This is a genomic window from Psychrobacter sp. JCM 18903, from assembly GCF_000586475.1.
Taxonomy (GTDB): domain Bacteria; phylum Pseudomonadota; class Gammaproteobacteria; order Pseudomonadales; family Moraxellaceae; genus Psychrobacter.
Genome location: NZ_BAWJ01000002.1, coordinates 163281 through 187742 on the forward strand (window position 1 = coordinate 163281; position 24462 = coordinate 187742).

The following is a 24462-nucleotide window of genomic DNA, read 5'->3' on the forward strand; positions in this document are numbered from 1 at the left end:
TTATCGCAGCCGTTATTATTATTTTACCTTAACAATAAGCACTTTCGCCTATGTCCACTTCAGCCGTTTTGGCTCCTGATCTTCTTCCACGCCATATCGCTATCATCATGGATGGCAATAATCGTTATGGTAAAGCCAATGATTTGGCAAAGGCCAAGGGCATGTGGCTGGCAAAGATGCACTCGATCCTATCGTCGAGTATTGCGTCAATACGGGTATCGAGGTATTAACGGTATTTGCATTTTCTAGTGAGAATTGGCAACGCCGCCCAGTGAGGTGGCACTACTTATGCAACTGTTAGCTTCGACTATTCACGAGCAAATACCACGCATGAATGAGTATCGTATTCGTCTGCGTTTTATTGGTGACCGCAGTCAGCTGAGTGATGATTTGCAAGCATTAATGGCGGACGCTGAAGCGAAAACAGCAGACTTTGAAGCCATGACTCTAGTTATCGCTATCAGTTATGGTGGGCAATGGGATATTGCCCATGCGGCAAAACAGCTGGCGCAGCAAGTAGAGGCTGGTCAGTTACGTGCTGATGATATTAATAAAGAATTGCTCGGTAACTATGTGCAATTAGCAGATGCACCAGCAGTAGATATGCTGATACGCACGGGCGGTGAATACCGAATTTCTAACTTTTTATTGTGGCAGTCAGCCTATGCTGAACTATTCTTTACCCAGACATTATGGCCGAATTTTGCAGCTGATGAGCTGGCAGCAATGGTAAAAGAGTTCGCTCAGCGGCAGCGCCGTTTTGGCAAAACCAGTGAGCAGATAGTGATAGAGCAAGCAAGTCGTTAATGGTGTTAAGCATTTGGCTGTTATTTTGTAAAGGAAAAAGCTCTTACAAAGCCGCTATCGTATAAGTAGTTAATATTGCTTGTTTGTGAAATAATAAACCGCGTCAATAAGCGTCAACTGCTATTAGTGGGCTATTGTAGATTAGCTGCTATAATGCACGTTTTGACCATGCGTTTTTCATTATTATAAGGCTCAATAAGTATGTGGCAACGAATTAAGACGGCAGTTGTTCTCGTTATTATCGTTGGTATTGCAATGTTTGCGAGCCAAACTCCTATTTTATTTGCACCGCTGTTAGCGATTGGCGTCATTATCGCTGCTCACGAATGGACTAAGCTGATGCCCAAGTGGCGTCATCCTGCGCTGTTTGTGCTATTGGTTTTGGTGTTGACCCTAGTATCACTCATGTTTAAAGTGACATGGCTGTTTTGGTGGGTGGCTTCATTGGCTATATGGCTAATGGCGCTGTCTTGGGTGCGAGTGTTCCCGACTCATACCAATTGGTATGGCAAAAAACTGGCATTGATGGGTGCGGTGATATTGACCGCATCGATTACGGCGATGTTTTATTTGTGGCAATTGTCAGCATGGTGGTTGCTCTATGTGTTTCTCTTGGTCTGGTGTGCAGATAGTGGCGCTTATTTTGTGGGGCGTAAGCTCGGTCGTCGAAAGATGGCACCGAACGTCTCACCCAATAAAAGTATGGAAGGGCTGGCTGGTGGCTTGGTCACTGGTCTGCTCGTGGTCATTGCCATCAGTGTATTTAAGTTACAATTGACGGGTGTGCCGTTAGTCGCATTTGTAGCATTATCAGCCTTGACCATTTTAGCCTCGGTACTTGGCGATTTATTTGAGTCAATGCTTAAGCGCCGCGCTGATGTCAAAGATTCAGGAACGATTTTACCGGGGCATGGCGGCGTGCTTGACCGTATCGACTCACTGCTCTCTGCCACACCGATATTTGCGCTTGGTTTTTGGGCGATACAGCAGTTAGGTTTGATAGTGGTTTAGGACTGAAAAAATAATTCATAGACGATGATACGCCTAATCATAGTAGTTGAGATGAGTGACTAGTCAATACACTGGATATCGTCCATCTCTTATTTATCAGGCGTTTTATCGATTTCTTATTTAATTTTTTAGAGTATCATTTACAGGCAACGATGGTTATGACGCAACGCATCGCCGTACTAGGCGCGACAGGTTCAATTGGCGATAGCACGTTAGCAATATTAGCGGCGCAACCACAGCTTTACACGGTCTACGCTCTGTCAGGCTATCACCGTTTAGACAAGCTGTTCGCACTTTGCCAGCAGTTTTTGCCAAAGCGCGTGAGCGTACCGACCGCCGTAGTCGATGATTTTGCCCAGCGACTCCGTGCGGCAGGTCTTGACATCGATGTGGTAGGCGGCGAAGCAGGGTTGGTTGATATTGCCACTGATTCGCAGACGGATACCGTTGTCGCTGCGATCGTAGGCGCAGCTGGTCTGCCTTCTACTTTAGCCGCTGCTCGTGCAGGTAAGCGTATTTTACTAGCCAATAAAGAAGCGCTGGTGATGGCAGGGCAAGTGATGATTACTGCCGTCAAAACGCATAACGCTACTTTGCTGCCGCTTGACTCTGAGCACAATGCTATTTTTCAGTGTTTACCACTGGCTATTCAGCAGGACAATACCCAAATTCATCAGCCAAACCACGGCGTGCGTAAGCTATGGTTAACGGCCTCTGGTGGGCCGTTTTTGCAAAAATCGTTTGCGCAGATGCAGCACGCGAACGTCGCTGAAGCGGTCAAACATCCAAATTGGTCAATGGGTCAAAAGATATCCGTCGATTCAGCAACGATGATGAATAAAGGGCTTGAGCTGATTGAAGCTTGTCATTTGTTTGATTTGCCTGAAAATAAGATAAATGTGGTGATTCATCCACAAAGTATCATTCACTCAATGGTAGAATATAGCGATGGTAGCTTTTTGGCGCAGCTCGGCAGTCCCGATATGAAAACGCCCATTGCCCATGCGCTCAGTTACCCTGATCGTATCGATAGTGGCTCGCAGCCGTTAGACTTATTTGCGCTCAGCGGCTTAGAGTTTATTGAGCCTGACTTGCAAAAATTCGCCTGTTTGCGTTTGGCAAGACAGGCGATGCAAGCAGGAACACAAGCGACGATTGTCTTAAATGCAGCGAATGAAATTGCCGTGGCGGCGTTTTTGGCTGGAAAAATTCGCCTGACCGACATTGCTGATATCAACGAGCAGGCTTTGAATGACATACAGCTGCCACCGTTAAATGAAACGGCTGACATAGAAGATATACTAGCAATTGATAAAATAGCACGTCACCTGACGGACAAACTTGTGGCAAAGTTGGTGTAAGTGTATCAACAACTGCGTCGTTAAAAAATGATGTTAATAAAAGATGCTAAGAAAGAATGCTGAGAAACCATACTGAGAAAAGATCATGACGTTTTTATTAACGCTCCTTGCGGCAATATTTGTCTTAGGTCCGCTTATTGCCTTACATGAGTGGGGACACTATATCGTTGCTCGTCTTTGCGGCGTTAAAGTCTTGACCTATTCTATCGGGTTTGGTCCCAAACTCTTTGGTTGGACGAGTAAAAAAAGTGGTATTGATTATCGCATTTCTGCTTTGCCACTTGGTGGTTATGTCAAAATGCTCGATGAGCGCGAAGGCGAGGTAGCAAAAGCTGAGCAACATTTGGCGTTTAATCGTCAGCATCCACTAAAAAAGATTGCGATTGTCGCCGCTGGTCCTATCATGAACTTATCATTGCTATTGCACTGTTTTGGGTGTTGTTTATGACGCCTTCTGAGCAGTTGGCGACCAAGATTGGTGAAGTATTACCCGATACACCAGCGGCTATGGCGCAGTTACCCGTTGGTGATAAAATCGTCGCGATTGACGGCCATGAGGTACAAACGTGGGAAGGTATCAATTATCGCCTTGCTGGACGAATGGGCGAGACTGATAATGTCAGCATTACCTTGCAATCAGAGTCACAGGCTCCCAACGCAACGAAGACTTATCAAGCACCTGTTAAAGCATTTATGCAAGGCGACGCGCAAGGTAAGGACGCGCTAACGAGCTTTGGTATGCTACCATGGCAACCACAGATTGAGCCCATCGTTGGTGATCTTAGCGCTGATGGCGCTGCCAGTCGTCAAGGTCTGCAAGTCGGGGATCGCATCACAGCTATTAATGATACAGAAATCAAAGATTGGATTAGTGCCACGCGTATTATCCGTGACAATCCTGAGAACTTGCTTAATTTCACCGTCTTGCGTGAGGGTAAACCCGTACAGCTTCAGATTATGCCGCAAGGTAAAAAAGATAATTTGGGTAATGACTTTGGGCAAATTGGTGCTATGGTGGCGCAGTCTGAGATTGTCATTCCCGATGCCTATAAAACCACCGTTGTTTATGGCGCTGGTGAATCATTGGTTAAATCGTTTGAAAAGACGGAACAGTTGGCAGTGATGACGGTCAGCTCAATGGGCAAGATGCTCTCAGATGATTGGTCTGGACAATTTATCAGGGCCAATTACGATTGCTAAAGTCGCCAAACAAAGCTTTGATATCAGTTGGCAGATGGTGCTGTCCACGGCTGCTTTGATTAGTTTGAGCCTCGCTGTACTCAATCTTTTACCGATTCCAGTGTTAGATGGCGGTCATATTGTGTATTATCTCATAGAGCTGATACGCGGTAAGCCTCTGTCGGAAGGGGTACAAATGGTAGGGCTAAATATCGGCTTACTCTTGCTAGCAGGTTTCATGGTGTTAGCAATTGGTAATGATATCAGTCGGCTGTTTTGATGAATCGCAGGACAACCTAAAGGGTAAGCCGCGATACACTAATGGTTTTGCGCGTATCGTGCGCTGATTCTTGGTAGGCGTGCTGCGCTCTTTTGTATCGCTGTCTCTGTACTAATCGTAATTTTTAGTTTATTTTATGATGCGTTTTATATAAAGTGTCCTGAGTCTCCCACGAGTTAGTGAATCACTTTACTCGAATTGGCTAGACAACATGCGCTTTTTAACTTAACTTAAGCAAGTTTTTTATTGACGGATAGTGTTTATGCGTACGCCTTTATTTATGAGCGCGGCTGGGTTGCCGTTAGTTGTAGCGATGATGAGTATGCCAGTACAGGCTGCAGAATTTGTGGTCACTGACATCGGTTTCAATGGTCTACAACGACTAACTCCTGATAGTCTCTATCCGGTTCTACCTATTTCGGTAGGTGATACGGTAAATGACAGTAATCTGGCAGCCAGTATTAAGGCGCTATATGCGACTGATAACTTTGCCGATATTCAAAGCCGTGTCGAAGGCGGTCAGCTACGATTTGACGTCGTCGAGCGTCCAATTATTGCTGAGGTCAATTTTGAAGGCAATAAGCTCATTCCAAAAGAAGGTCTAGAGCAAGGACTTGGCAACGCTGGTCTGTCAGTCGGTGATGTGCTTAAGCAAGCAACATTGCAAGGCGTCGCCAACGAGCTGCAGCAGCAGTATATTAGCCAAGGATATTACAACAGTAATATCGAAGTTGATCAGACGCTGCTAGATGGCAACCGCGTCAAGCTTGACGTGCGCTTTATCGAAGGTAAGCCGGCCAAAGTCGTCGATATCAATGTCATTGGTAACACGCACTTTAGTGATGAAGAGATTAAAGACGTTTTTGCTGTCAAAGAATCGTCATGGACACGTTTGCTGTCAAAGTCTGATCGTTATGCCAAAGAAAAACTGGCTGCCAGTTTAGAGAATCTAAAAGCGCTTTACCAAAACGATGGTTATGTGCGTTTTGCAGTAGATAATGCGGTGCTCAACATCAGTGAAGATAAGAGCAGTGTGTTTATCGAAGTGAGTCTAAGCGAAGGCGAACAATATCAGTTTGGTGAAGTGAATTTCTTAGGTAAGCCGACTTTTGAGAACAATGAACTAACAGAGTTGGTGACTTTTGCACCCAATGAAAAGTACTCGCAAGCCAAGCTCGATGAAACCACCGCAGCACTTAAGAGTCGTTACGGTAATGAAGGCTATTATTTGGCGCAGGTGAGACCAGTACCACGTATCAATGACGAAACCAAAGTAGTGGATATTGATTATTTCATCGATCCTGCACGTCCCATTTACGTTCGTCGTATTAACTTTACGGGTAACATCAAAACTCAAGACGAAGTACTGCGCCGAGAAATGCGTCAATTAGAAGGCGCGTTGGCAACTAGTGACAAAATCCAGTTGTCACGGACACGTCTGATGCGTACAGGCTTCTTTAAAGCTGTCAACGTTGATGTGAAACCAGTACCGAACCAACCAGACCAAGTAGATATTAATTATACGGTTGAAGAGCAGCCTTCTGGTAGCTCAACGATTGCCGCGGGTTACTCGCAAAGCGGCGGTGTGACCTTCCAGTTAGATCTAACACAAAACAACTTTATGGGTACAGGTAACCGTGTGAAAGCGGCACTATCACGCTCAGAAACCCGTGATTCTTATAGCTTGGGTTATACCGATCCGTACTTTACCGAAAACGGCGTCTCACAAGGTCTTAGTGCCTATTATCGTGAAACGAAATACGATGATAGAAACGTCAGTAACTATGTCACCGATTCTTATGGTGCGACGCTGAACTACAGTTATCCTGTTGATGAAACCAAACGCGTTAGTGCGGGCTTGAACGTTGATAATACGTCAGTACGTGGTGGTCGCTTCTTGGGTGTATCAAACGTTCAGCAAATTATTGATGATGGCGGTACGTTTGAGAACTTTGTCAATGATGAAAATGTGGCTTCTGGACGCACAGGCTTCAAAAATGATTACAATACTTATAACCTACTATTTGGCTGGGACTATAGCACCTTAGATCGTCCAGTGTTCCCGACCCAAGGTATGAGCCATACGGTCGATGCCACCATTGGCTTGGGTGATACCAACTATCAAAAACTTGTTTATAGCGGCAACATCTATTATCCCTTCTACAAAGACTGGGTAGCACGCGGTTATACTAAGCTTGGCTATGGTAATGATTTGCCGTTTTATGAAAACTTTTATGCTGGGGGCTATGGCTCTGTACGTGGTTATGAGGCCTCAACCCTTGGGCCAAAATCACAAACGTATTATGATGCCATAAATGATGATGTGCGTTACAAAGATGAAGATATCGGTGGTAATGCGCTAGTCAGCTTCGGTAGTGAGCTAATTTTGCCAATGCCGTTTAAGGGCGATTGGGCAGATCAAGTGCGTCCGGTATTGTTTGCTGAAGGTGGTCAGGTATTTGATACGACTGATAAGGAAGATCGTACTTTTATCAATCCTAATGACGGTACTGATACGGGCGTACCACTGTTGACGCAAGACAATAGTATGCGCTTTAGTGCGGGTGCAGGTATAACCTGGTATACGCCAATTGGTCCAATTTCATTAAGTTATGCTATACCTATTGGTGATAAAGAAGGCGATGAAACTGAAAAAGTTCAGTTCCAGATTGGTAATACGTTTTAACGTAGCATGATTGTTTGCGTTCATGTCGTTAACCATAGCAGTTACTTACATGAACGCAGCATCTGTTAGATATTAGTAGATCGCCAAGGTGATTGTTCAGCTTGGCGATTGTCTTATTCATAACAATATTTATATTAATAGTCACTATGATAACGATTGAGCAACTTATCACTCGGATTGAGCAGCGTCAGCCCATCACCAATAAGGCTGAAATCAGCGCTGAACAGTTACGTCAAAAATTCAGTAGTATTGGTAGTTTGACTACGGCTGGTCATAATCAGTTAAGCTTTTTGGCCGATCCTCATTATATTTCTAGTCTGGCTATCAGCGAGGCAGGGGCTGTATTGGTTACTGCAGAATATCGCGACCAAGTGCCCGCCACAGCGATAACGTTAGTCGTTGCAAGCCCATACTTAGCTTATGCTGGTGCTAGTCAGTTGTTTGCTCGTGAGTCACTGTCTGGTGGTATTCATCCTAGCGCTGTGATTGCTGATAGTGCTGTCATTGGTGAGCAGGTGAATATCGGACCTTTTTGTGTGATTGCCGATTATGTGCAAATTGGTGCGCGTAGCTCACTTGCGGCGCATGTGGTGATCGAAGAAAATACGACTATTGGTACTGATGGTGTTATCAAATCACAAGTGGTGATTGGGCATGATTGTGTCATTGGTGATCATGTGAGGTTACACGCGGGTGTCAGTGTGGGTGCAGAAGGTTTTGGTTTTGCACCAACAAAAGATCCTAGTACCACTGGCTGGGAGCGTATCGCTCAGTTAGGACGGGTCGTAATTGGCAATCATGTGCGAATTGGTAGTCAAACTTGCATTGACCGAGGTGCCATTGACGATACGGTCATTGGCAATCACGTTATTATTGATAATTTGGTACAAGTTGCTCATAACGTGCGTATCGGTGATGGCACAGCCATCGCGGCTCAAACGGGTATCGCAGGCAGCACTAGTATCGGCAAGCGTTGTATTATTGGCGGTGCGGTCGGTATCACAGGTCATATCGAGATTACAGATGATGTCACTTTATCTGGATGACCATGGTAACCAAATCTATCAAAACCGCTGGTTCATACTCCTCTGGAACGGCTGCTATGCCGACAGCTAACTGGCGACGGGCAGCTGTACGCTTCCGTCAGCTTGGGCGTGATTAGCGCAAATATCAATGCATATATAAAAACACAGTAAAATCATAGCGATTTGAAACATAGCAAGGAAGCACCATTATGAGCAGCACCGATATCGATATTTTGAATGATAAAGAAATGAAAAGCTTAGCTGAGCAAGGTCTTACGCTGCCATTAACTTATCATACGTTAAAGCATTATTTGCCACACCGTTATCCTTTTCTTTTAGTAGATAAGATTATTGATTGTACGCCTGGTGAGTGCATTACGGGTATTAAGAATGTGACTATCAATGAAGAGTTTTTCAATGGTCATTTTCCTGATGAGCCGATTATGCCAGGCGTACTCATGGTTGAGTGCATGGCTCAGGTCTCAGGTGTGCTCGGATTTATCAGTGCTGGTCTAACCGCAGAAGATGGTTATTTATATCTATTTGCAGGTGTTGATAAGGTCCGTTTTAAGCGTCGAGTGATTCCTGGTGATCAGCTGACTATTCGTGCTAAAACAGTGATGCAGAAGCGCGGTATTTATAAATTTGACTGTACTGTACATGTTGACGATGAGTTAGCTGCCAGTGCGCAAATAATGATTGCTCGCCAAGAACAATAACGTTTACTAATAGCCATTGTGCCTCGTAGCCGACCTAATTCTTTAAACAAAGCGTCTAAAGAATTAGGTCAAAGCGGGTCATAAGCATTATAATTGACACTCGCATTTAACAGCAGAGCCATGCTTAGGTTTTTTCATAAAACTAAATTGGCTGTATTTGTTTTACCATTTACTCGCATCAGATCATACAAAGGCCCACATTATGAGTCAGATCCATCCAACAGCACTCATCTCACCGTCCGCCCAAATTGATGAGACTGCTATCATTGGTCCGTATTGTATCGTCGGTGATGAGGTCACTATTGGCGCTCACACGGTTCTGCATCGCCATGTAGTTGTTACCAAATTGACTCGTATTGGTCAACACAATGAGTTTTATCAATTTGCGAGCATTGGCGAAGATCCTCAGGATTTGAAGTATGCTGGTGAGCGTACTTGGCTTGAGATTGGCGATCATAATACCATTCGAGAAGCCTGTAGTTTACACCGCGGTACCGCACAAGATAGTGAGCTCACTAAAATAGGCAGCCATAATCTACTGATGGTGAACACTCACGTGGCTCATGATTGTGTGATTGGCGATCATAATGTATTGGCCAACAATGTTGGCGTTGCAGGGCATGTGACTGTTGGTAATCACACGATTATTGGCGGTAATTCAGGTATTCATCAGTTTTGTACGGTCGATGACTATAGCTTGATTGGGGGCGCAAGTCTGATTCTAAAAGATGTAGCCGCCTTTACCATGGTATCTGGTAATCCAGCAACGACTCATGGTCTCAATGTGGAAGGCATGCGTCGTAAAGGATGGTCAAAAGAGACAATTGAGGTATTGCGTCAAGCTTATCGTATGATTTTTAGATCGGGTCTGACGACCGTGCAAGCGCTTGAAGTTTTGAATAATGAGCTGCTACCAAAAGAGCCGAAAATCCAGTTGCTCATTGATTCACTACAAAAAAGCCGTCGTGGTGTGGTGCGTTAGAACGGCGATTGGGTTTTGCTGAAAATCATATATAGTATGCCTTTTTTAATTAGCCAAACTCTTGTCAGTTATAGATAAAATTACCAGAAGCCATAACCAATTGTTATGGCTTTTTATGTTTATGAGCGCTTGACTTTTTTGGTGGCTTAGCAGAAACTGAGCCTTTACGATATTGTAAACAATTCTTTCTTAATGTTGCTGGACGCCTCACATTGAGGTGTTTATTGAATAGCTTGATATTTTTCATGGCTATTTATGATAATCAAGGAAGATTATCAGTGATGTTAATTGAAGCACGAGGACGGAAAAAATGGCTATTAATAAACAAGAACATGCACAGTGGAGCTCAAGTTTTGGCTTCGTATTGGCAGCGGTTGGTTCAGCAGTTGGTTTGGGAAACATATGGAAGTTTCCTTATATGGTCGGTGAAAGCGGTGGTTCAGCTTTCGTTATCGCTTATTTATTCTGTATCGCGCTGGTAGGTTTTCCGATTCTAGTCGCTGAATGGCTGATTGGTCGCCGTGGGCAAAAGAACCCAGTCAACACTTTTGCGGATGTTGCAGCAAGTGAAGGTAAGTCGCGCAGTTGGGGCGTCATTGGGGCGTCAGGTATTTTAGGTGGTTTCTTAATTCTATCGTTTTATAGTGTGATTGGCGGTTGGGCACTCAACTATATTACTAAAGCAGGTACAGGCAGTTTTATTGGTCAAGACAGTGATTCTATTGCTGCGACCTTTGATGCTATGTTGGCTTCAGCAGGGACGTTGACGATTTGGCATACCGTGTTTATGGCTATTACTGCTTTGATTGTCGGTATTGGTGTGACCAAAGGTATCGAAACTACGGCTAAAGTCTTAATGCCACTACTAGGCGTGATTTTGTTCGTCATCGTTGGTTATAACGTGATTAACGGTGGTTTTGGTGAAGCAGTGGCTTATCTATTCACACCAGATCTTAGCAAGTTGACTGGCGATGTGATGCTTGCAGCATTAGGTCATGCCTTCTTCACTCTATCTATTGGTATGGGTATTATGATTGCTTATGGCTCATATTTGGGTCGTGAAGTGAACTTACTAAAAACCGCCCGTACTGTTGTGATTTTAGATACGGTTATTGCGTTGGCTGCTGGTCTAGCAATCTTCCCAATCATCTTTAGCAATGGTCTAGACCCTGCTTCGGGTCCTGGTCTTATCTTTGTCAGCTTACCGATCGCTTTTGGTAGCATGGGTGCAGGGACGATCATTGGTACATTGTTCTTCTTACTCATTACTTTTGCTGCTATTACCTCATCAATTTCATTGCTTGAGCCAACCGTTGAGTTTTTAGAAGAGCGTACACCGATGAGTCGTACGGTATCAACCATTGTTGCCAGTACAGTGATTTGGCTATTAGGTGTTGCGGCACTACTATCATTTAACCTATGGTCTGACTTTACTATCATGGGTAACGGTATCTTTGATGCATTGGATAAAATTACCAGTAAATTTCTTCTCCCGCTAACTGGTCTTGCTGCAATTATTTTCGTTGGTTGGCAAATGGATCAACGCAGTATTCAGCAAGAGCTTGGTCTGTCTAATGGTGCATGGCAATTATGGCAAATCGTTGCTAAGTTTGTAGCACCAATTGCCGTGCTCGTGGTATTTGTAACCTCGTTAATGGGCTAGTACTGATTAACTAGAAATAATAAAAGCAACACACTAAAAAGGCTTAAGATAATTCTTAAGCCCTTTTTATAGATATGACAATTGCAAAAATATGATTAGCGTAGATTTAACTCAGGTACTGTTTGTCCACGTTTGTTATAAAATTCGCTGACAAACTCATCAAATTTGTCTTGTTCAATGGCATCACGGATACCTTGCATCAAACGCTGATAATAGCGCAAGTTATGGATAGTCGCTAATTGAGCACCCAGCATCTCTTTACACTTATTAAGATGGTAGAGATAAGCACGGCTAAAATTTTGGCAAGTATAGCAGTCGCACTCAGGATCTAGTGGACCTTCGTCATTGCGATATTGGCTGTTACGGATACGTACCACACCAGCATTGTCTGCATCGCCTGTGACGAAGTAGTGACCGTTACGCGCGTTACGCGTCGGCATCACACAGTCGAACATATCGACACCGCGACGTACACCTTCAACTAAATCCTCAGGCTTACCAACGCCCATTAGATAGCGTGGCTTATCTGCTGGCATATCATCAGGGAGGTAGTCTAGGACATCTATCATTTCATCTTTTGGTTCACCAACCGACAGACCACCGATGGCATAACCATCAAAGCCGATATCGAGCAGGCCTTCAAGTGATTGCTGACGCAAATCAGGATACATACTGCCTTGAATAATGCCAAATAATGCGTTGGTGCTGCCCAGTCTGTTGTGCTCATCAACACAGCGCTGTCCCCAACGTAATGACAGCTCTAACGATGTCTTGGCTTCGTCATGAGTCGCAGGATAGGGCGTACACTCATCAAATTGCATGACGATGTCTGAGTTCAAGCTGTACTGAATCTGCATCGATTTTTCTGGCGACAGAAAACTTTCGCACCATCGATAGGAGATTTAAAGTCGACCCCTTCTTCGGTGATTTTACGCATGGCACCCAGACTGAATACTTGGAAGCCACCTGAATCGGTCAGGATAGGTTTGTCCCAATGCATGAACTTATGCAAGCCACCAAACTTATCAATAACCTCAGTACCTGGACGTAACCATAAATGAAAAGTATTGCCCAAAATAATATCAGCACCGATGGCTTCAATATCACGTGGCAGCATGCCCTTGACTGTACCATAAGTGCCAACAGGCATAAACGCTGGCGTTTGTACGTCGCCATGATTGAGATGAACCGTACCACGCGCGCACGCGTGTCACCGCTGGCCGTTTTATGTAAGACAAATTGCATATGATTATCGCTATTTACGCTATGAAAATGGTGCTAATTATAGCATTGTTAGCAGTTTTTTGGACATGGATGTTTATGAGGTATTGATATACCTGACAAATGTGTCTTTTGGTTAATAGTATTGTGTCATAACCAAAAGACACAGACAGTACTTATGAGTAGTTGGTAAAGTAGAAATCATAATGGCGAGACAGTAACCATTGCTAAGCGATGTTTTAACTGCTGGAGATATCCTATGAAAAAGGCAACCTACTTATTATTAAGTGGTTCATTATTAACCTCAGGAGCAGCTATGGCGACCGAAGAGCCGAATTATACAGTGTTGTCGCAAATGGATGACTTTGAGCTGCGTCGTTACGATAAGCAGCTAGTGGCGCAAACGTTGGTAAGTGGTGACCAAGACTCCGCCAGTCGCGAAGGGTTTAAAGTGTTAGCCGACTATATATTTGGCAATAATACAGCGCCAACTGACGGTAGTAGTAAAATTAGCATGACTGCGCCCGTTACAATGCAGCCTAATAACAAAAAGAGTGATAGCGAATCACAGAAAATTGCGATGACAGCACCAGTAAGCATGCAGCAAGATGATGGTAAGTGGCGTGTACAATTTACTATGCCCAGTCAATATACGATGCAAACACTGCCAAAGCCTAATAATCCAAACATCACGATTACTGAGGTGCCAGCACAGACGTACGGTGTGATTAAGTTTTCAGGGTTGGCAGGCAGTAAAAAAGTAGCGACTAAAACGGAAGAGCTACAATCTTGGATGCAAATCCAAAATTTGACTATAACGGGCGAGCCTGAACTGGCACGTTATAATCCGCCTTGGACGCTGCCTTTTTTGCGCCGTAATGAAGTGATGATTGCTTACAAGTCAAAGTAATACTAGGCTCAAAGTATAAGATGAGTATTGTCACATTTGTTAAGCTTATTATAAGTAGGACTTGCATTTGTTTGCCGTGCTATTCAAATTTTTGGAAATGATATGCCCATAAAAAAGACAGCAAATGCTGTCTTTTTTGTACTGAATTTTTAAGAAAATAAACTTAGTCTTTTTGCTCACGGATGATATTAAGCATACGACGTAGCGGCTCGGCTGCGCCCCATAATAGTTGATCACCAACGGTAAATGCGCCTAGATACTCAGGGCCCATATTGAGCTTACGCAAGCGACCTAGTGCAACTGTCAATGTACCAGTCACGGCTACTGGCGTTAAACGGTTCATAGTCGCTTCTTTGTCGTCTTCGACCAAGTCCAACCACTCATTGCCGCTGTTTTTAAGTGCTGCTTCGATTTCTTCTAGCGGAATGTCTTTTTTGAGCTTGATGGTAAGGCCTTGCGCATGACAGCGCATCGCACCAACGCGGACACACATGCCATCGATAGCAATCTTATCAGCTTCTGCGTTACCAAGGATTTTATTGGTTTCGACGCCGCCTTTCCATTCTTCCTTGGATTGCTTGTTTTCTAACTGAACATCGATATAGGGGATCAAGCTACCTGCTAGTGGCACACCAAAGTATTGCTTAGGAAAATCATCTGAGCGCTGAGTCTGAGCGATTTTTTTATCAATCTCAAGGATGGCGCTGGCAGGATCAGCCAATTCGTCTTTGACCGCATCGTGTAGCACGCCCATGCCAGCGATTAATTCGCGCATGTTGTTAGCACCAGAACCACTAGCAGCCTGATAAGTCATGGCGCTGACCCATTCTACCCAGCCTTTATTAAACAGCTCACCAATCGCCATGAGCATCAATGACACGGTACAGTTACCACCGATAAAGTCTTTTTTGCCATTGGCTAGGGCGCTGTCAATAACGGCGCGATTGACTGGATCGAGAATGATGATGCTGTCATCTTCCATTCGCAAGGTGCTTGCCGCATCAATCCAGTAGCCATTCCAGCCACTATCACGTAGTGGTTGATGGACTTGCGAGGTATAGTCGCCGCCTTGGCAGGTAATGATGACATCACAAGCAGCTAGCGCGTCAATATCATGAGCATCTTTTAATTGGCCGGTATGAATACTATCAAGGCTTGGGGCATCACCACCTGCGTTGCTGGTTGAGAAAAACACGGGTGTAATACCGTCAAAATCTTTTTCCTCAGTCATACGTTGTATTAATACTGAACCGACCATGCCGCGCCAGCCTACCAAGCCTACTGTTAAATTACTCATGAAACTCAATCCTTTTTACCATAAATTGTTGCATTGCCAGCCGATAACAATGCCGTGAATAGCCATAAAAAGCAAGGCGTTTTGGCTGTTTTTAGGGGTTTTTCATACACTATTAATGATGTTCAGTATAACTTTAAGTTATTAACCTAATGGCGATAGCGGCGATGCCTCACTCGCCACAAGTAGATAGCCCAAAAAATAAAGTTTGTCCGTAGTACTCGTTATGGTGGGCGAATTAAAAGTGTAATGTTTTATAGCGGTTAACGAATAATCCATGCTCATCAGTAGGCGATAACCTTCTGAAATGCTAAAGTAAACAGCTAACGTCAGTTCAATTAAAACCATGGCGATATTCATCATTTAATAGACGGCTAATACATACTATGGATCTCTCACTATTATATTACAGCATACAGTGGCTAGCAGGGTTCATCGCATTTGTGACGATTTGGGGCTGGATACCACTGGATAATTGGTGGGTGCGCGGTGTTGAATTTCCGCGTATTCAGATCATGGTGTTGGGTATCATCGCTTGGATTGGTATGCTGATTTTTTGGTCAGAGTGGCAGCTGGGACAGTGGCTGTTATTTACCGTCTTAAGCATTACATTAGCCTTTCAGCTAGGATGGTATTGCCTTATACCAAGCTATGGAAAAAAGAAGTTCAAAAGGCAAAAGACAAGCCAGAAGGCAGGCGCATCAACTAAAAATAATGGTATCAAACGTACTAACGCCCAATGATGACACCCAAAAACTGGTGGATTTGGTGAAGCAAAGACAGCCTGATATTTTAATTACGCTAGAGAGTGATGATAAATGGGAAAAAGCGCTGCATCAAATCGAGGCTGATTATCCTTACACCGTGAAAGTGCCACTAGACAATCTATATGGGATGCATCTTTATTCTAAGCTTGAGTTGATTGATCCTGAAGTTAAGTACTTGATGATTGATGACATACCTTCTATTCATGCCCAACTGCGCCTGCAAAGTGGTCGCGTGATTTGGTTGTATTGCTTGCATCCCATGCCGCCAAGCCCGACGGAAGCGGATAAATCTACTACCCGCGATGCTGAGCTATTGATGGTTGGCAAACACATCAAAGAAAACAAGCAAACGGCGATATTGGCAGGCGACCTCAATGATGTGGCATGGTCAAAGACGACTCGAGCTTTCAACGTATCTCAGGATTGTTGGATCCGCGTATTGGTCGACATTTTATCAATACGTTTCATGTCAGCTATCCATTTTTACGTTGGGCGCTGGATCATATTTTCCATAGTGCTTGCTTTACGGTAGTGGATATTCGGCGTATGCCGTCGATAGGCTCGGATCACTTTCCTGTTATGACGACTTTACAATACGAACCAGAAGAGGAGAGCAATCAAGCGCAAAATGCCCCTACTGCAGAAGCGGAAGATATCAAAGAGACCGATCATAAAATCATAGAAGGTAAAAAAGAAGGTGAAAAAGTCTCAAAGGAACATGCAGAAGAGCAGAGAAGTTAGGGTTGATAGCCTGCTAATACTATAGCTATCGTATGATGCAATGTTAAAAGAGGCTGTAAGCATATGCTTACGTTAAATAAGGTCTTTAGCCTCTAGTCGCATTAAACTGATTACCCTACAATACCACCATCAACACAAGGATACGCATGGATGCAGTGTTGAGACAGTATCAATAAAAGCACAGGTCAGCCCGCTGTCTTATAGGATACTGTTTATGACTTAGGATGAGTCAGCATGGAAGAAATAATAACAACAATATGAAGCGCCATAGCCCCGAACCAATCGCCCTAGGTTCGGGGCTTTTCTTTGTGTGCGTAATGCTTACATTTATTTTATTCGATATGCTTGTGTTTGGACATGCTGTAATATATTTGAGATGACCTTCTGATTATTTTTAGCGCATAAATGAACGTTAATAAAAAAAGGGTACATGCATTAGCATATACCCTTTTTGACAAGGCATTATTAGATTTGACTTATCGATGCCTATATCAGTTAGCCAAGTACTTGGATGTAAGCACCTGCGCGTAGCTCTTGTAGCCAGTCTTCTTTGGCTTGCGGTGCTAAGCGCTGATAAAGCGCTTGACGTGCCATATTGCGACGATATTGATCGCTAACATCTTGTTGGCGTTTGCCTTCTATTTTCAAGATATGCCAGCCAAACTGGGTTTTGAAAGGAGCAGAGTAGTCACCAACCGCCGTGTTTTTCATCATGGCTTCGAATGGACCAATCATATCTTCTTCACTCACCCAATCAAGATCGCCACCGCGGCCAGCGGAACCGGGATCATCTGAATAGGTCGATGCTAAACCAGCAAAATCAGCGCCGCTGCGTAGCTGTTCATACAAATCATTAATCTTTTGCTCAGCAAGCGCGTCTGTCTGTAGCTCATCAACTTTTACCAATATGTGACGAGTACGCCACTGCGGTATCAGCATGGTGTCGCTGGCTTTTTTGTCAGCCAGTTTGATGATATCGATGCCTTCAGGCGTTATTAGTGGTGCGCTGACCGCGCCAATCTCAAGTTTGGTAATTTCACTTGATAGCTCTGTAGGTAGAGACGCGGCTTTATGAAAGCCCATATCGCCACCTTGTAGCGGAATAGGATAGTTGCCTTGGCTAGCAGCGACCGCTTCAGCGACATCAACGTTTGGTGCAAGCAGGCGAGTACGCAGAGCTTCTGCTACCTTTAACGCCTCATTGCGTTGGGCTTCTGAGAGTCGGCTGTAGTCATCCATGTAAGGCACTCGTACATGAATCGTTTGATACTCACTTTGGTTTAAGCGCTTGGCTTCAGGCGAGGCCAAAAATGCATCAATATCCTGTTCGCTAATGCGCACGCGGTTACCGATTTGGCGCTGTTGCAAGGCTTGAATGGCTGCGTCTTCGATTAATTGCGCACGTAGCGCCGCATAGCTACCAGGTTTTGCTGCGTCCAAACGCTGTTGCAAAGCTGAGATGCTCGTCAGCCCTTCTGCTTGAGCGATTTGACCAAGGCGTTGATTGATAGCCGCTTCATCAGGGTTTAAACCGACGCGCTTGACCATTGATAGTTGTAACTCACGCAATATGAGCGCATTTAACACCTCAGACTGTAGCTGTGCTGAGTTTGCTATTGGTTCACCTGCTGCTTGTGCACGTGCTTGTGCTTGGGTGATAGCATCGATCAAATCGCTCTTTAAGATAGCATTTTCATTGACTAAAGCAATAATGCCGTCGGTGCTATTGGCTGGCGTCAAACGATTGACGTTATTCTGCGCGGTCATGGCATTTGCTTGAGGCGCTTGTGCTTTTGCAGGTTTAACGGTGGCAGCTTGGGCGCTCAATGTAAGCGCAAGGCTGGCACTCATAGATAGCAATACAGCACGGCTGGTTTGACGTAAAGAAAAAAATCTCATGATGCTCCTCATCAATGTCATCGCATCGGATGGTAGTTGGTCAACGCTGTTTAATACTTTTAACAGTCAAATATTAGACAGGGTTGACCATAATAGGGTTACAAACTGGGTTATGAAATATATAGTAAAAATATTTATACAAGCACGGTCTTAATCTTTCCAAGCAGTCTGGACAGGTTCAAAGCCCAAGATTTTATCAGAGAGTAAGCGAGTCAGGCGGCTGCTACCACTACCCAAACCATTCAATCTAATCTCTGCCATAATGGCTTGCGTTGGTTTGTCTTTGACATTTAAGTCATTATAGTAACGACGACCATAAACTGCAAAACCAAAACAGCAGTCTTCGTAATCAACGCCGACCAATGAATCAAGAACTTTATCACGATTGTAATCGTATTGACCTTGAGCCAAGATTCGCCAGCTGTTATTGATTGGAAAGACAGCCGACGCGGTAAAAGCAGAGAGTGGCAGCTGATCGGTGTTTTCATCACGTTGACGTTTGACAAATCCAACATTAAACAAGCTGTTGTCAGACGGCTGATAACGCAGCTCAGTCGTAATATAATTTAAATCATAATCATTGGTCAGTGCGCCACTAACATCAACCCAAAAATTGTTGTAAGGCTGTGTGCTGGTATCCCAAACCATCCCTGAAGATGAAGATGTGAAGACAGGTTGCTGATCATCAAGCGTAACACGTCCATTATCGATATAAAACTGCTCTGCAATGCTACCATCAAAACGTGTCACACCCGTTGCATCGATGTAACGATAATTGATACCAGGAGTAAGCGAATGCAAATCTTGCAAGCGATCATGTCCTAAAAACCAACTGTCAGAGAACAGCTGTTCATAGTTAATAGAGGCAATACGCGTATTAAAGTTCGGAATATCGTTTTGGTCTTCATATGGCGAGTAGGTGTATTTCAATCGCGGGCTTAGCAAGCGATAGCCACCCATGGTGTCGTCGAATGCGCCAAAAGGCGAGCCTGCTTGATAGAAATTCAGACCTGCATCGATACTGGCTTGCGGTACAAATACCGACTGGCTACCATCTTTATCACTCAACTGGTTGTCGGCTAAGCTATCCTCATCATAAGAGGTATAGAGATGTTGTAAGCTTAGTTTTGGCTTGATATAACCCCAAGATTTTTCCATTGGATAAACGGCGCTGAGTTTATTATAAATTCGCCCGCCACTTTTTTCATTCTCAGAGCCATCGTCGATGGATTTTTTGAAATAAGCGGAATCATGTACACCAGTGATATCGAAGCTCTTCGCCCAAGGCAGTCGATAATCGAGCTTGAGCTGCGGCAATCTTGAATAAGGTTTATCTTTGTCTTCTAAGGGTTTGCCATTACTGGTAAAAGCGTCTAGAGTTTGAAAGGTTTCTACCTTCAATTCACCATCAACATAGTCATTATAATAATTGACACGTGCACGGCGTGGTAAGTTTATGGTACTGTCTGATAGACCCAGCGTGTCAAAATCATTGAGGTAGTCTGAATCTGACACATAGCTGTATTTTGCATCACCGCTTAAGCGTGGAATGCTCTTAGATGACCAATAATGATCATAAAAGAAGCTAGAGCGGTCTTCGTCATTGTACTCTTTGTCATTAGGTAAATATGAACCATTAAAAATACCTTCGCCATAACTTTCGGTCAGATAGCGAAACTCGCCTGACACCATAGGATTACGATCGGTATAAATATGGGTATTGAGCGTGGCATCATAATTGGGTGCCAAATTGAAATAGTAGGGTATATCAACTTCAAGACCGCTTTCACTACTGATACTGGCATTCGGCAATAAAAAACCACTGGTGCGACGATTATCAATTGGAAAGTTGAAATAAGGCAAATAGAACACAGGCACGTCAGCGATACGGAAAGTGGTATTATAAGCTTCGCCGCGACCTGTATCGGTATCCAAATCAATGCTTTTGGCATCAAACTGCCATTTACGATTGGTTGGTGGACAGGTACTAAACATGACGTCATCTAGCTCATATTGACTGTCATTTGGTCTGTTCAAGCGCTTGGCATAACCATGAGCTTGCAATTCTACGCTAGCAAAAGCCACATCATTGGCTGTCGACTGTCCAGTTTCAGTATTATAATTTAAACTATCGGCGACCCCAATAAGTCCGCCTTTTGATGCTTTTTCAGTGAAATTGGCTTGGGGGTTATTCGATGAGCGGTTTGGCGCATTGCTATCTAGTGCGTTGCCGCGTGATACTTGCTGACCTGTCGCTTGGTCAGTAAACATGACTTTACCTTGAGCGGCGGCAATGCCATTGCTCAAATCTAACAAGACTTTTTCTGCTTCTATCTGTTGGGTACCCTGATTTATGATGACATTGCCCGACAGCTCTGCATAGTCGACATTGTCGTAATAACCATAATCTGATTCTGAAAACAGCGGCGCTTGATTATTTGGGAGACCATTTAAGTTTGGCGCAGGCTGTCCATTGGTTGCTCCCGCCTCATTGACCGCGCGTTGATAGTTGGGGTTGCTCTTTGGATAAACCATTGACCTTCGCAGCGTTGGGCGCTATCTACGGCATTCGGTAATAACTGTAAGTTTTTACCCACTTTTGGAATGGTTTGCGGGATAGGTGTTAGCTCGTTTTGAAGGGCATCTTGGTTAGCATTATCGCTATTGTTTAACGTTGAGGCGTCTGTATCGGGTGTCAGCTCATAAAACTCTGCTAAACGCAGCAGACTATCTTGAATACTTTCATCACTCACATCAACTTTACCAGTCTTCTGTGCGGCTTTAGGTGCAGTGGTTTCAGTAAGCTGAGCAGTGCTATTGTTTTGAGTGGTCGCAATCGTATCTACTGCTGGTACAAAACCTTGATCATCACTCTCGTTAATGGCGGTAATTTCTAGAGGGCGGTTGTCTAAAGGACTTTCATTAGTAGCATTCTCATTAGAGATGCTGTCGTTAAAGGCGCTTTCACTAAAGGTGCTTTCATTAAAAGTATTGTCAAAACTACTGTCTGAAATATTGTTATCAGCCTTTTGAGGCGTATTACGCTGAAAGTCAGTTTTTTGATTATTGCTATTTTGATAGCGGATATCATTATAGTCGCTGTCTTTTTGGACGCTACTGCGATTGGCATCAGGTGTAACATCAGAGACATAACGGGTGCTACTGTCAGTGATTAGCGACTCAGTTTGCTGTGTGTCAGCATTGCTGGGCGCAGCACTAACGGCTAGGCTGGACAAGCCTAAGGCACTAAATAAGATCAAACGGATGCTTTGGTAAAGCGGAGAATATAACAAGGGCACACCTATGATTGCAGAGCCTATTGAATTGCGATACTGAATTTAGTAACCATATTATTAATCATGTATGGCGGTTAATAAACGACTAAAAAATCACTGATTGATAATGCTATCTTAAGAATTTGGCTGTTTTACATATAATGACGACTAATCATAGTCAAAAAAAACCAAATCAGCTACACTATTTACCAAAATTTATAATATAGCCGAGCTGTTTTTTGAATGGTTGCTGAGGTTATGCTCAGCGCTAGATGTCGAATGATATCCCAATACGCCTGCTACCGCAGTTTTTTTGGCTCAAGACGTCGCTATTTTAACAAGGTTTTGCCTGACTTATCACTACTTTAATTGTTTATGACTTATATTTAACCTGCGATGCCCATTATGACTGATAAAATACTTTTAGAGCCTAATATGATCGATAACAAACTCAATAGCCGTCTACAACAATTAGAGAGCTGGTTGCAGCAAGTATTTGCTGGCCAAGCGTTCCAACTCGATAGTCTACCCGGTGACGCAAGTGCTCGCCAATACCATAGAATCCAGCTGTCAGACAGTAATGACACGACAGTCGCACATTATATTGTTATGGATTCAGCGGACGAACAAGACGCCATGCGCCAGTTTATCAATGTGACTAAGCTGATGGCACCGGCGATCAATGTGCCGACGCTCATTGCGCAAGACGTGACGAAAGGATTTTTGGTGTTACAGGATTTTGGTGCGATAGAGTTCGCTCATCTGCTCGTTGATGCGACGCCTGCGCAGATAGATGAGCATTATCAGTTGGCAATGCAGACGTTGGTCGCGCTACAGACCGTGCCAGTTGAAACAGCCAAGTCGCAACATCAATTGCCAGATTATGATACCGAGTTATTAGATCGTGAGATGGATTTATTCAGCGATTGGTTTATACCTTATATCGGTGTCGAGTTTGATAAAGCATTATGGAATACTTTAAAAGAAGCCTTAATAAAAGAGATTTTGCAGCAACCACAAGTCATCGTCCATCGTGATTATCACAGTCGTAATTTGATGCAAGACCAAGCGGATCGCTCGCGCTTAGGCGTGATTGACTTTCAAGACGCCGTCATCGGCTCTTATACGTATGATTTGGTGTCATTGCTGCGAGATGCTTATGTAGAATGGCCAGAGAGCCAAGTCTCTGCATGGATTAATGATTTTTGGCAGTTGCAAAAGCAGGCAGGCTTGACTACGGCAGATAGCATAGAGCAGCTCGAAAACGATATAAATGTCATGGGCGTGCAGCGACATCTAAAAGTGTTGGGAATTTTTATTCGCTTGTCTGAGCGAGATGGCAAAGACCGCTATTTGGCGGATATACCTAAGGTGATGCGTGATTTAATGTTCGAGTTAGAATGGTTAGAGGCGCACGGTAGACCGCATATGCAACGAGCAGTAGCGCCGTTTAATGAGAGTCTCAGGGATAATATACTGCCAGCTTATCAAAGTAAGTTCGTACAGCAATATATTTAGGGTGAATCACTTGCGAGCTTTATTTGACGCAAATGCTCATCTGATAAGTAATGCTCATTTGATAAGTTACGTTAAAACATTAGCAAGTTTTAATCTGAATGTATAATTCCATAAAATAAAAAAAGGAGCGCACATGTCTGAGATTGACCGAGCAATGATTACCCAAGCAATGATTTTGGCTGCTGGTAAGGGCACGCGTCTGCGTCCGTTAACACTGGATACACCCAAACCTCTGGTGGAGGTGGGTGGGCAACCGCTTATCGTCTGGCACATTAAAGCACTACAAGCGGCTGGTATCACTGATATCACCATTAATGCATCATGGCTGGCTGATAAGCTGATGGATACACTGGGTGATGGCAGTCAATACGGTGTCAAATTGCATTGGTCAGTAGAGGATGATGAGCCTCTAGAGACCGCAGGTGGTATTTTTCAAGCGTTACAAACTGGCAAGCTGCGCGATGAGCCATTTATCTTAGTGAACTCAGATGTATGGACGACCTATGATTTTGCGCAGTTGCGAGATTATAAGCTTGGCGCAGATCAGCGCGCACATCTGTTATTGATTGACAATCCAGAGCATAATAATGGCGGTGATTTTGCGATCAATAATGGTTTAGCCAGCGAGCAGCCGATTGGTGATGCAGACAAATACACCTTTGCTGGCATTAGTGTGATGTCACCACGATTGGTCGATGGGCTGGTATCAGGTCAGCCAGCGGCGTTGGCACCATTGCTCAAGCAAGCGATGATAAAGTTCCAAATCACGGCTGAAATCATTTCTGATAATTGGATAGATGTGGGCACGCCTGAACGCTTAGCGCAGGTAAATGAATTTATCAAAAGTAACGGTGTTGATCACCATCAAGGCGCTTAGATTAAGATGCCTAATTCTTATTAATCTTATATAAGTAATCACATAAAAAAGCAGCGCCGATTCATCGACGCTGCTTTTTATGTGATATAGCCATGGCTAAGTGGGCTGCAAATGATTGCTAGATGCCCATAGCCAACTTGATCAATTGAGCAATCGTAAAAATAACTGCAAACCCTGCTATATATAGCCCAATGAACCATGCCCATTGTGACTGTTTCTTACTGAGCTTCTTCATGCTCGCCTCCTA

15 protein-coding genes and 5 pseudogenes are annotated in these 24462 nt (G+C 44.0%); 15 read left to right on the forward strand and 5 right to left on the reverse strand.

Annotated elements, in window-relative coordinates:
* The first annotated feature begins 50 nt into the window (after window positions 1-50).
* The 11 genes and pseudogenes from uppS (at window position 51) to TT12_RS02265 (ending at window position 11713) form a co-directional block, all read left to right on the forward strand.
* Window positions 51-807: pseudogene (uppS, locus tag TT12_RS02225) on the forward strand (polyprenyl diphosphate synthase).
* Window positions 808-1008: 201 nt separating this feature from the next.
* A complete protein-coding gene (locus TT12_RS02230; protein ID WP_045451791.1) occupies window positions 1009-1818 on the forward strand; it encodes a phosphatidate cytidylyltransferase in 810 nt (269 codons plus the stop codon).
* A 152-nt stretch (window positions 1819-1970) separates the two neighbouring features.
* Window positions 1971-3179, forward strand: a complete 1209-nt coding sequence (ispC, locus tag TT12_RS02235) for a 1-deoxy-D-xylulose-5-phosphate reductoisomerase (RefSeq protein WP_045451793.1) — start codon at window positions 1971-1973, stop codon at window positions 3177-3179.
* Window positions 3180-3264: 85 nt separating this feature from the next.
* A complete protein-coding gene (locus TT12_RS19000; RefSeq protein WP_279378775.1) occupies window positions 3265-3627 on the forward strand; it encodes a site-2 protease family protein in 363 nt (120 codons plus the stop codon).
* Entirely contained in the window at window positions 3624-4379 is a 756-nt protein-coding gene (locus tag TT12_RS19005; protein ID WP_279378776.1) for a PDZ domain-containing protein, read from the forward strand. Before TT12_RS19000 ends, TT12_RS19005 begins: the two co-directional genes overlap by 4 nt.
* Window positions 4336-4638 (forward strand): site-2 protease family protein, encoded by a 303-nt coding sequence (locus TT12_RS19010; protein ID WP_279378777.1) that lies wholly within the window; start codon window positions 4336-4338, stop codon window positions 4636-4638. The genes TT12_RS19005 and TT12_RS19010 overlap by 44 nt, the downstream gene beginning before the upstream one ends.
* Before the next feature lie 262 nt (window positions 4639-4900).
* Entirely contained in the window at window positions 4901-7324 is a 2424-nt protein-coding gene (bamA, locus tag TT12_RS02245) for an outer membrane protein assembly factor BamA (RefSeq protein ID WP_045451797.1), read from the forward strand.
* 146 nt (window positions 7325-7470) lie between these two features.
* A pseudogene (gene lpxD / locus TT12_RS02250) lies at window positions 7471-8486 on the forward strand (UDP-3-O-(3-hydroxymyristoyl)glucosamine N-acyltransferase).
* 72 nt (window positions 8487-8558) lie between these two features.
* Entirely contained in the window at window positions 8559-9068 is a 510-nt protein-coding gene (gene fabZ / locus TT12_RS02255; RefSeq protein WP_045444990.1) for a 3-hydroxyacyl-ACP dehydratase FabZ, read from the forward strand.
* 202 nt (window positions 9069-9270) lie between these two features.
* Window positions 9271-10050 carry an acyl-ACP--UDP-N-acetylglucosamine O-acyltransferase gene (lpxA, locus tag TT12_RS02260; RefSeq protein WP_045444992.1) on the forward strand — a complete coding sequence of 260 codons (780 nt, stop codon included), beginning with the start codon at window positions 9271-9273 and terminating at the stop codon, window positions 10048-10050.
* A 310-nt stretch (window positions 10051-10360) separates the two neighbouring features.
* On the forward strand, window positions 10361-11713 hold the full coding sequence (locus TT12_RS02265) for a sodium-dependent transporter (protein WP_045451800.1): 1353 nt from the start codon (window positions 10361-10363) through the stop codon (window positions 11711-11713).
* A 95-nt stretch (window positions 11714-11808) separates the two neighbouring features.
* On the opposite strand, the pseudogene tgt reads toward TT12_RS02265, so the two are convergent.
* Window positions 11809-12863: pseudogene (gene tgt / locus TT12_RS02270) on the reverse strand (tRNA guanosine(34) transglycosylase Tgt).
* A gap of 330 nt (window positions 12864-13193) precedes the next feature.
* Here tgt and TT12_RS02275 point away from each other — a divergent pair.
* Window positions 13194-13844: an SOUL family heme-binding protein gene (locus tag TT12_RS02275; RefSeq protein WP_045451802.1), complete on the forward strand. Its 651-nt coding sequence runs from the start codon at window positions 13194-13196 to the stop codon at window positions 13842-13844.
* A 163-nt stretch (window positions 13845-14007) separates the two neighbouring features.
* Here TT12_RS02275 and asd read toward each other — a convergent pair whose 3' ends face one another.
* A complete protein-coding gene (gene asd / locus TT12_RS02280) occupies window positions 14008-15141 on the reverse strand; it encodes an aspartate-semialdehyde dehydrogenase (protein ID WP_045451803.1) in 1134 nt (377 codons plus the stop codon).
* A 383-nt stretch (window positions 15142-15524) separates the two neighbouring features.
* Between asd and TT12_RS02290 the strand changes: the two are divergent.
* Window positions 15525-16646: pseudogene (locus tag TT12_RS02290) on the forward strand (endonuclease/exonuclease/phosphatase family protein).
* Window positions 16647-17141: 495 nt separating this feature from the next.
* Here TT12_RS02290 and TT12_RS02295 read toward each other — a convergent pair.
* Window positions 17142-18545 (reverse strand): peptidylprolyl isomerase, encoded by a 1404-nt coding sequence (locus TT12_RS02295; RefSeq protein WP_045451809.1) that lies wholly within the window; start codon window positions 18543-18545, stop codon window positions 17142-17144.
* Between the two features lie 150 nt (window positions 18546-18695).
* Window positions 18696-21838, reverse strand: a pseudogene (locus TT12_RS02300) (LPS-assembly protein LptD).
* A gap of 417 nt (window positions 21839-22255) precedes the next feature.
* On the opposite strand from TT12_RS02300, the gene TT12_RS02305 reads away from it, so the two are divergent.
* Together TT12_RS02305 and murU are read left to right on the forward strand one after the other, a co-directional pair.
* Window positions 22256-23338, forward strand: a complete 1083-nt coding sequence (locus TT12_RS02305) for an aminoglycoside phosphotransferase family protein (protein ID WP_227678909.1) — start codon at window positions 22256-22258, stop codon at window positions 23336-23338.
* A gap of 133 nt (window positions 23339-23471) precedes the next feature.
* Entirely contained in the window at window positions 23472-24215 is a 744-nt protein-coding gene (murU, locus tag TT12_RS02310; protein ID WP_045451815.1) for an N-acetylmuramate alpha-1-phosphate uridylyltransferase MurU, read from the forward strand.
* Between the two features lie 118 nt (window positions 24216-24333).
* Here the strand turns inward: murU and TT12_RS19240 are convergent, their stop codons facing one another.
* Window positions 24334-24450, reverse strand: coding sequence for a DUF2474 domain-containing protein (locus TT12_RS19240; protein ID WP_372815413.1), 117 nt, complete (start codon window positions 24448-24450; stop codon window positions 24334-24336).
* Window positions 24451-24462: the final 12 nt, after the last annotated feature.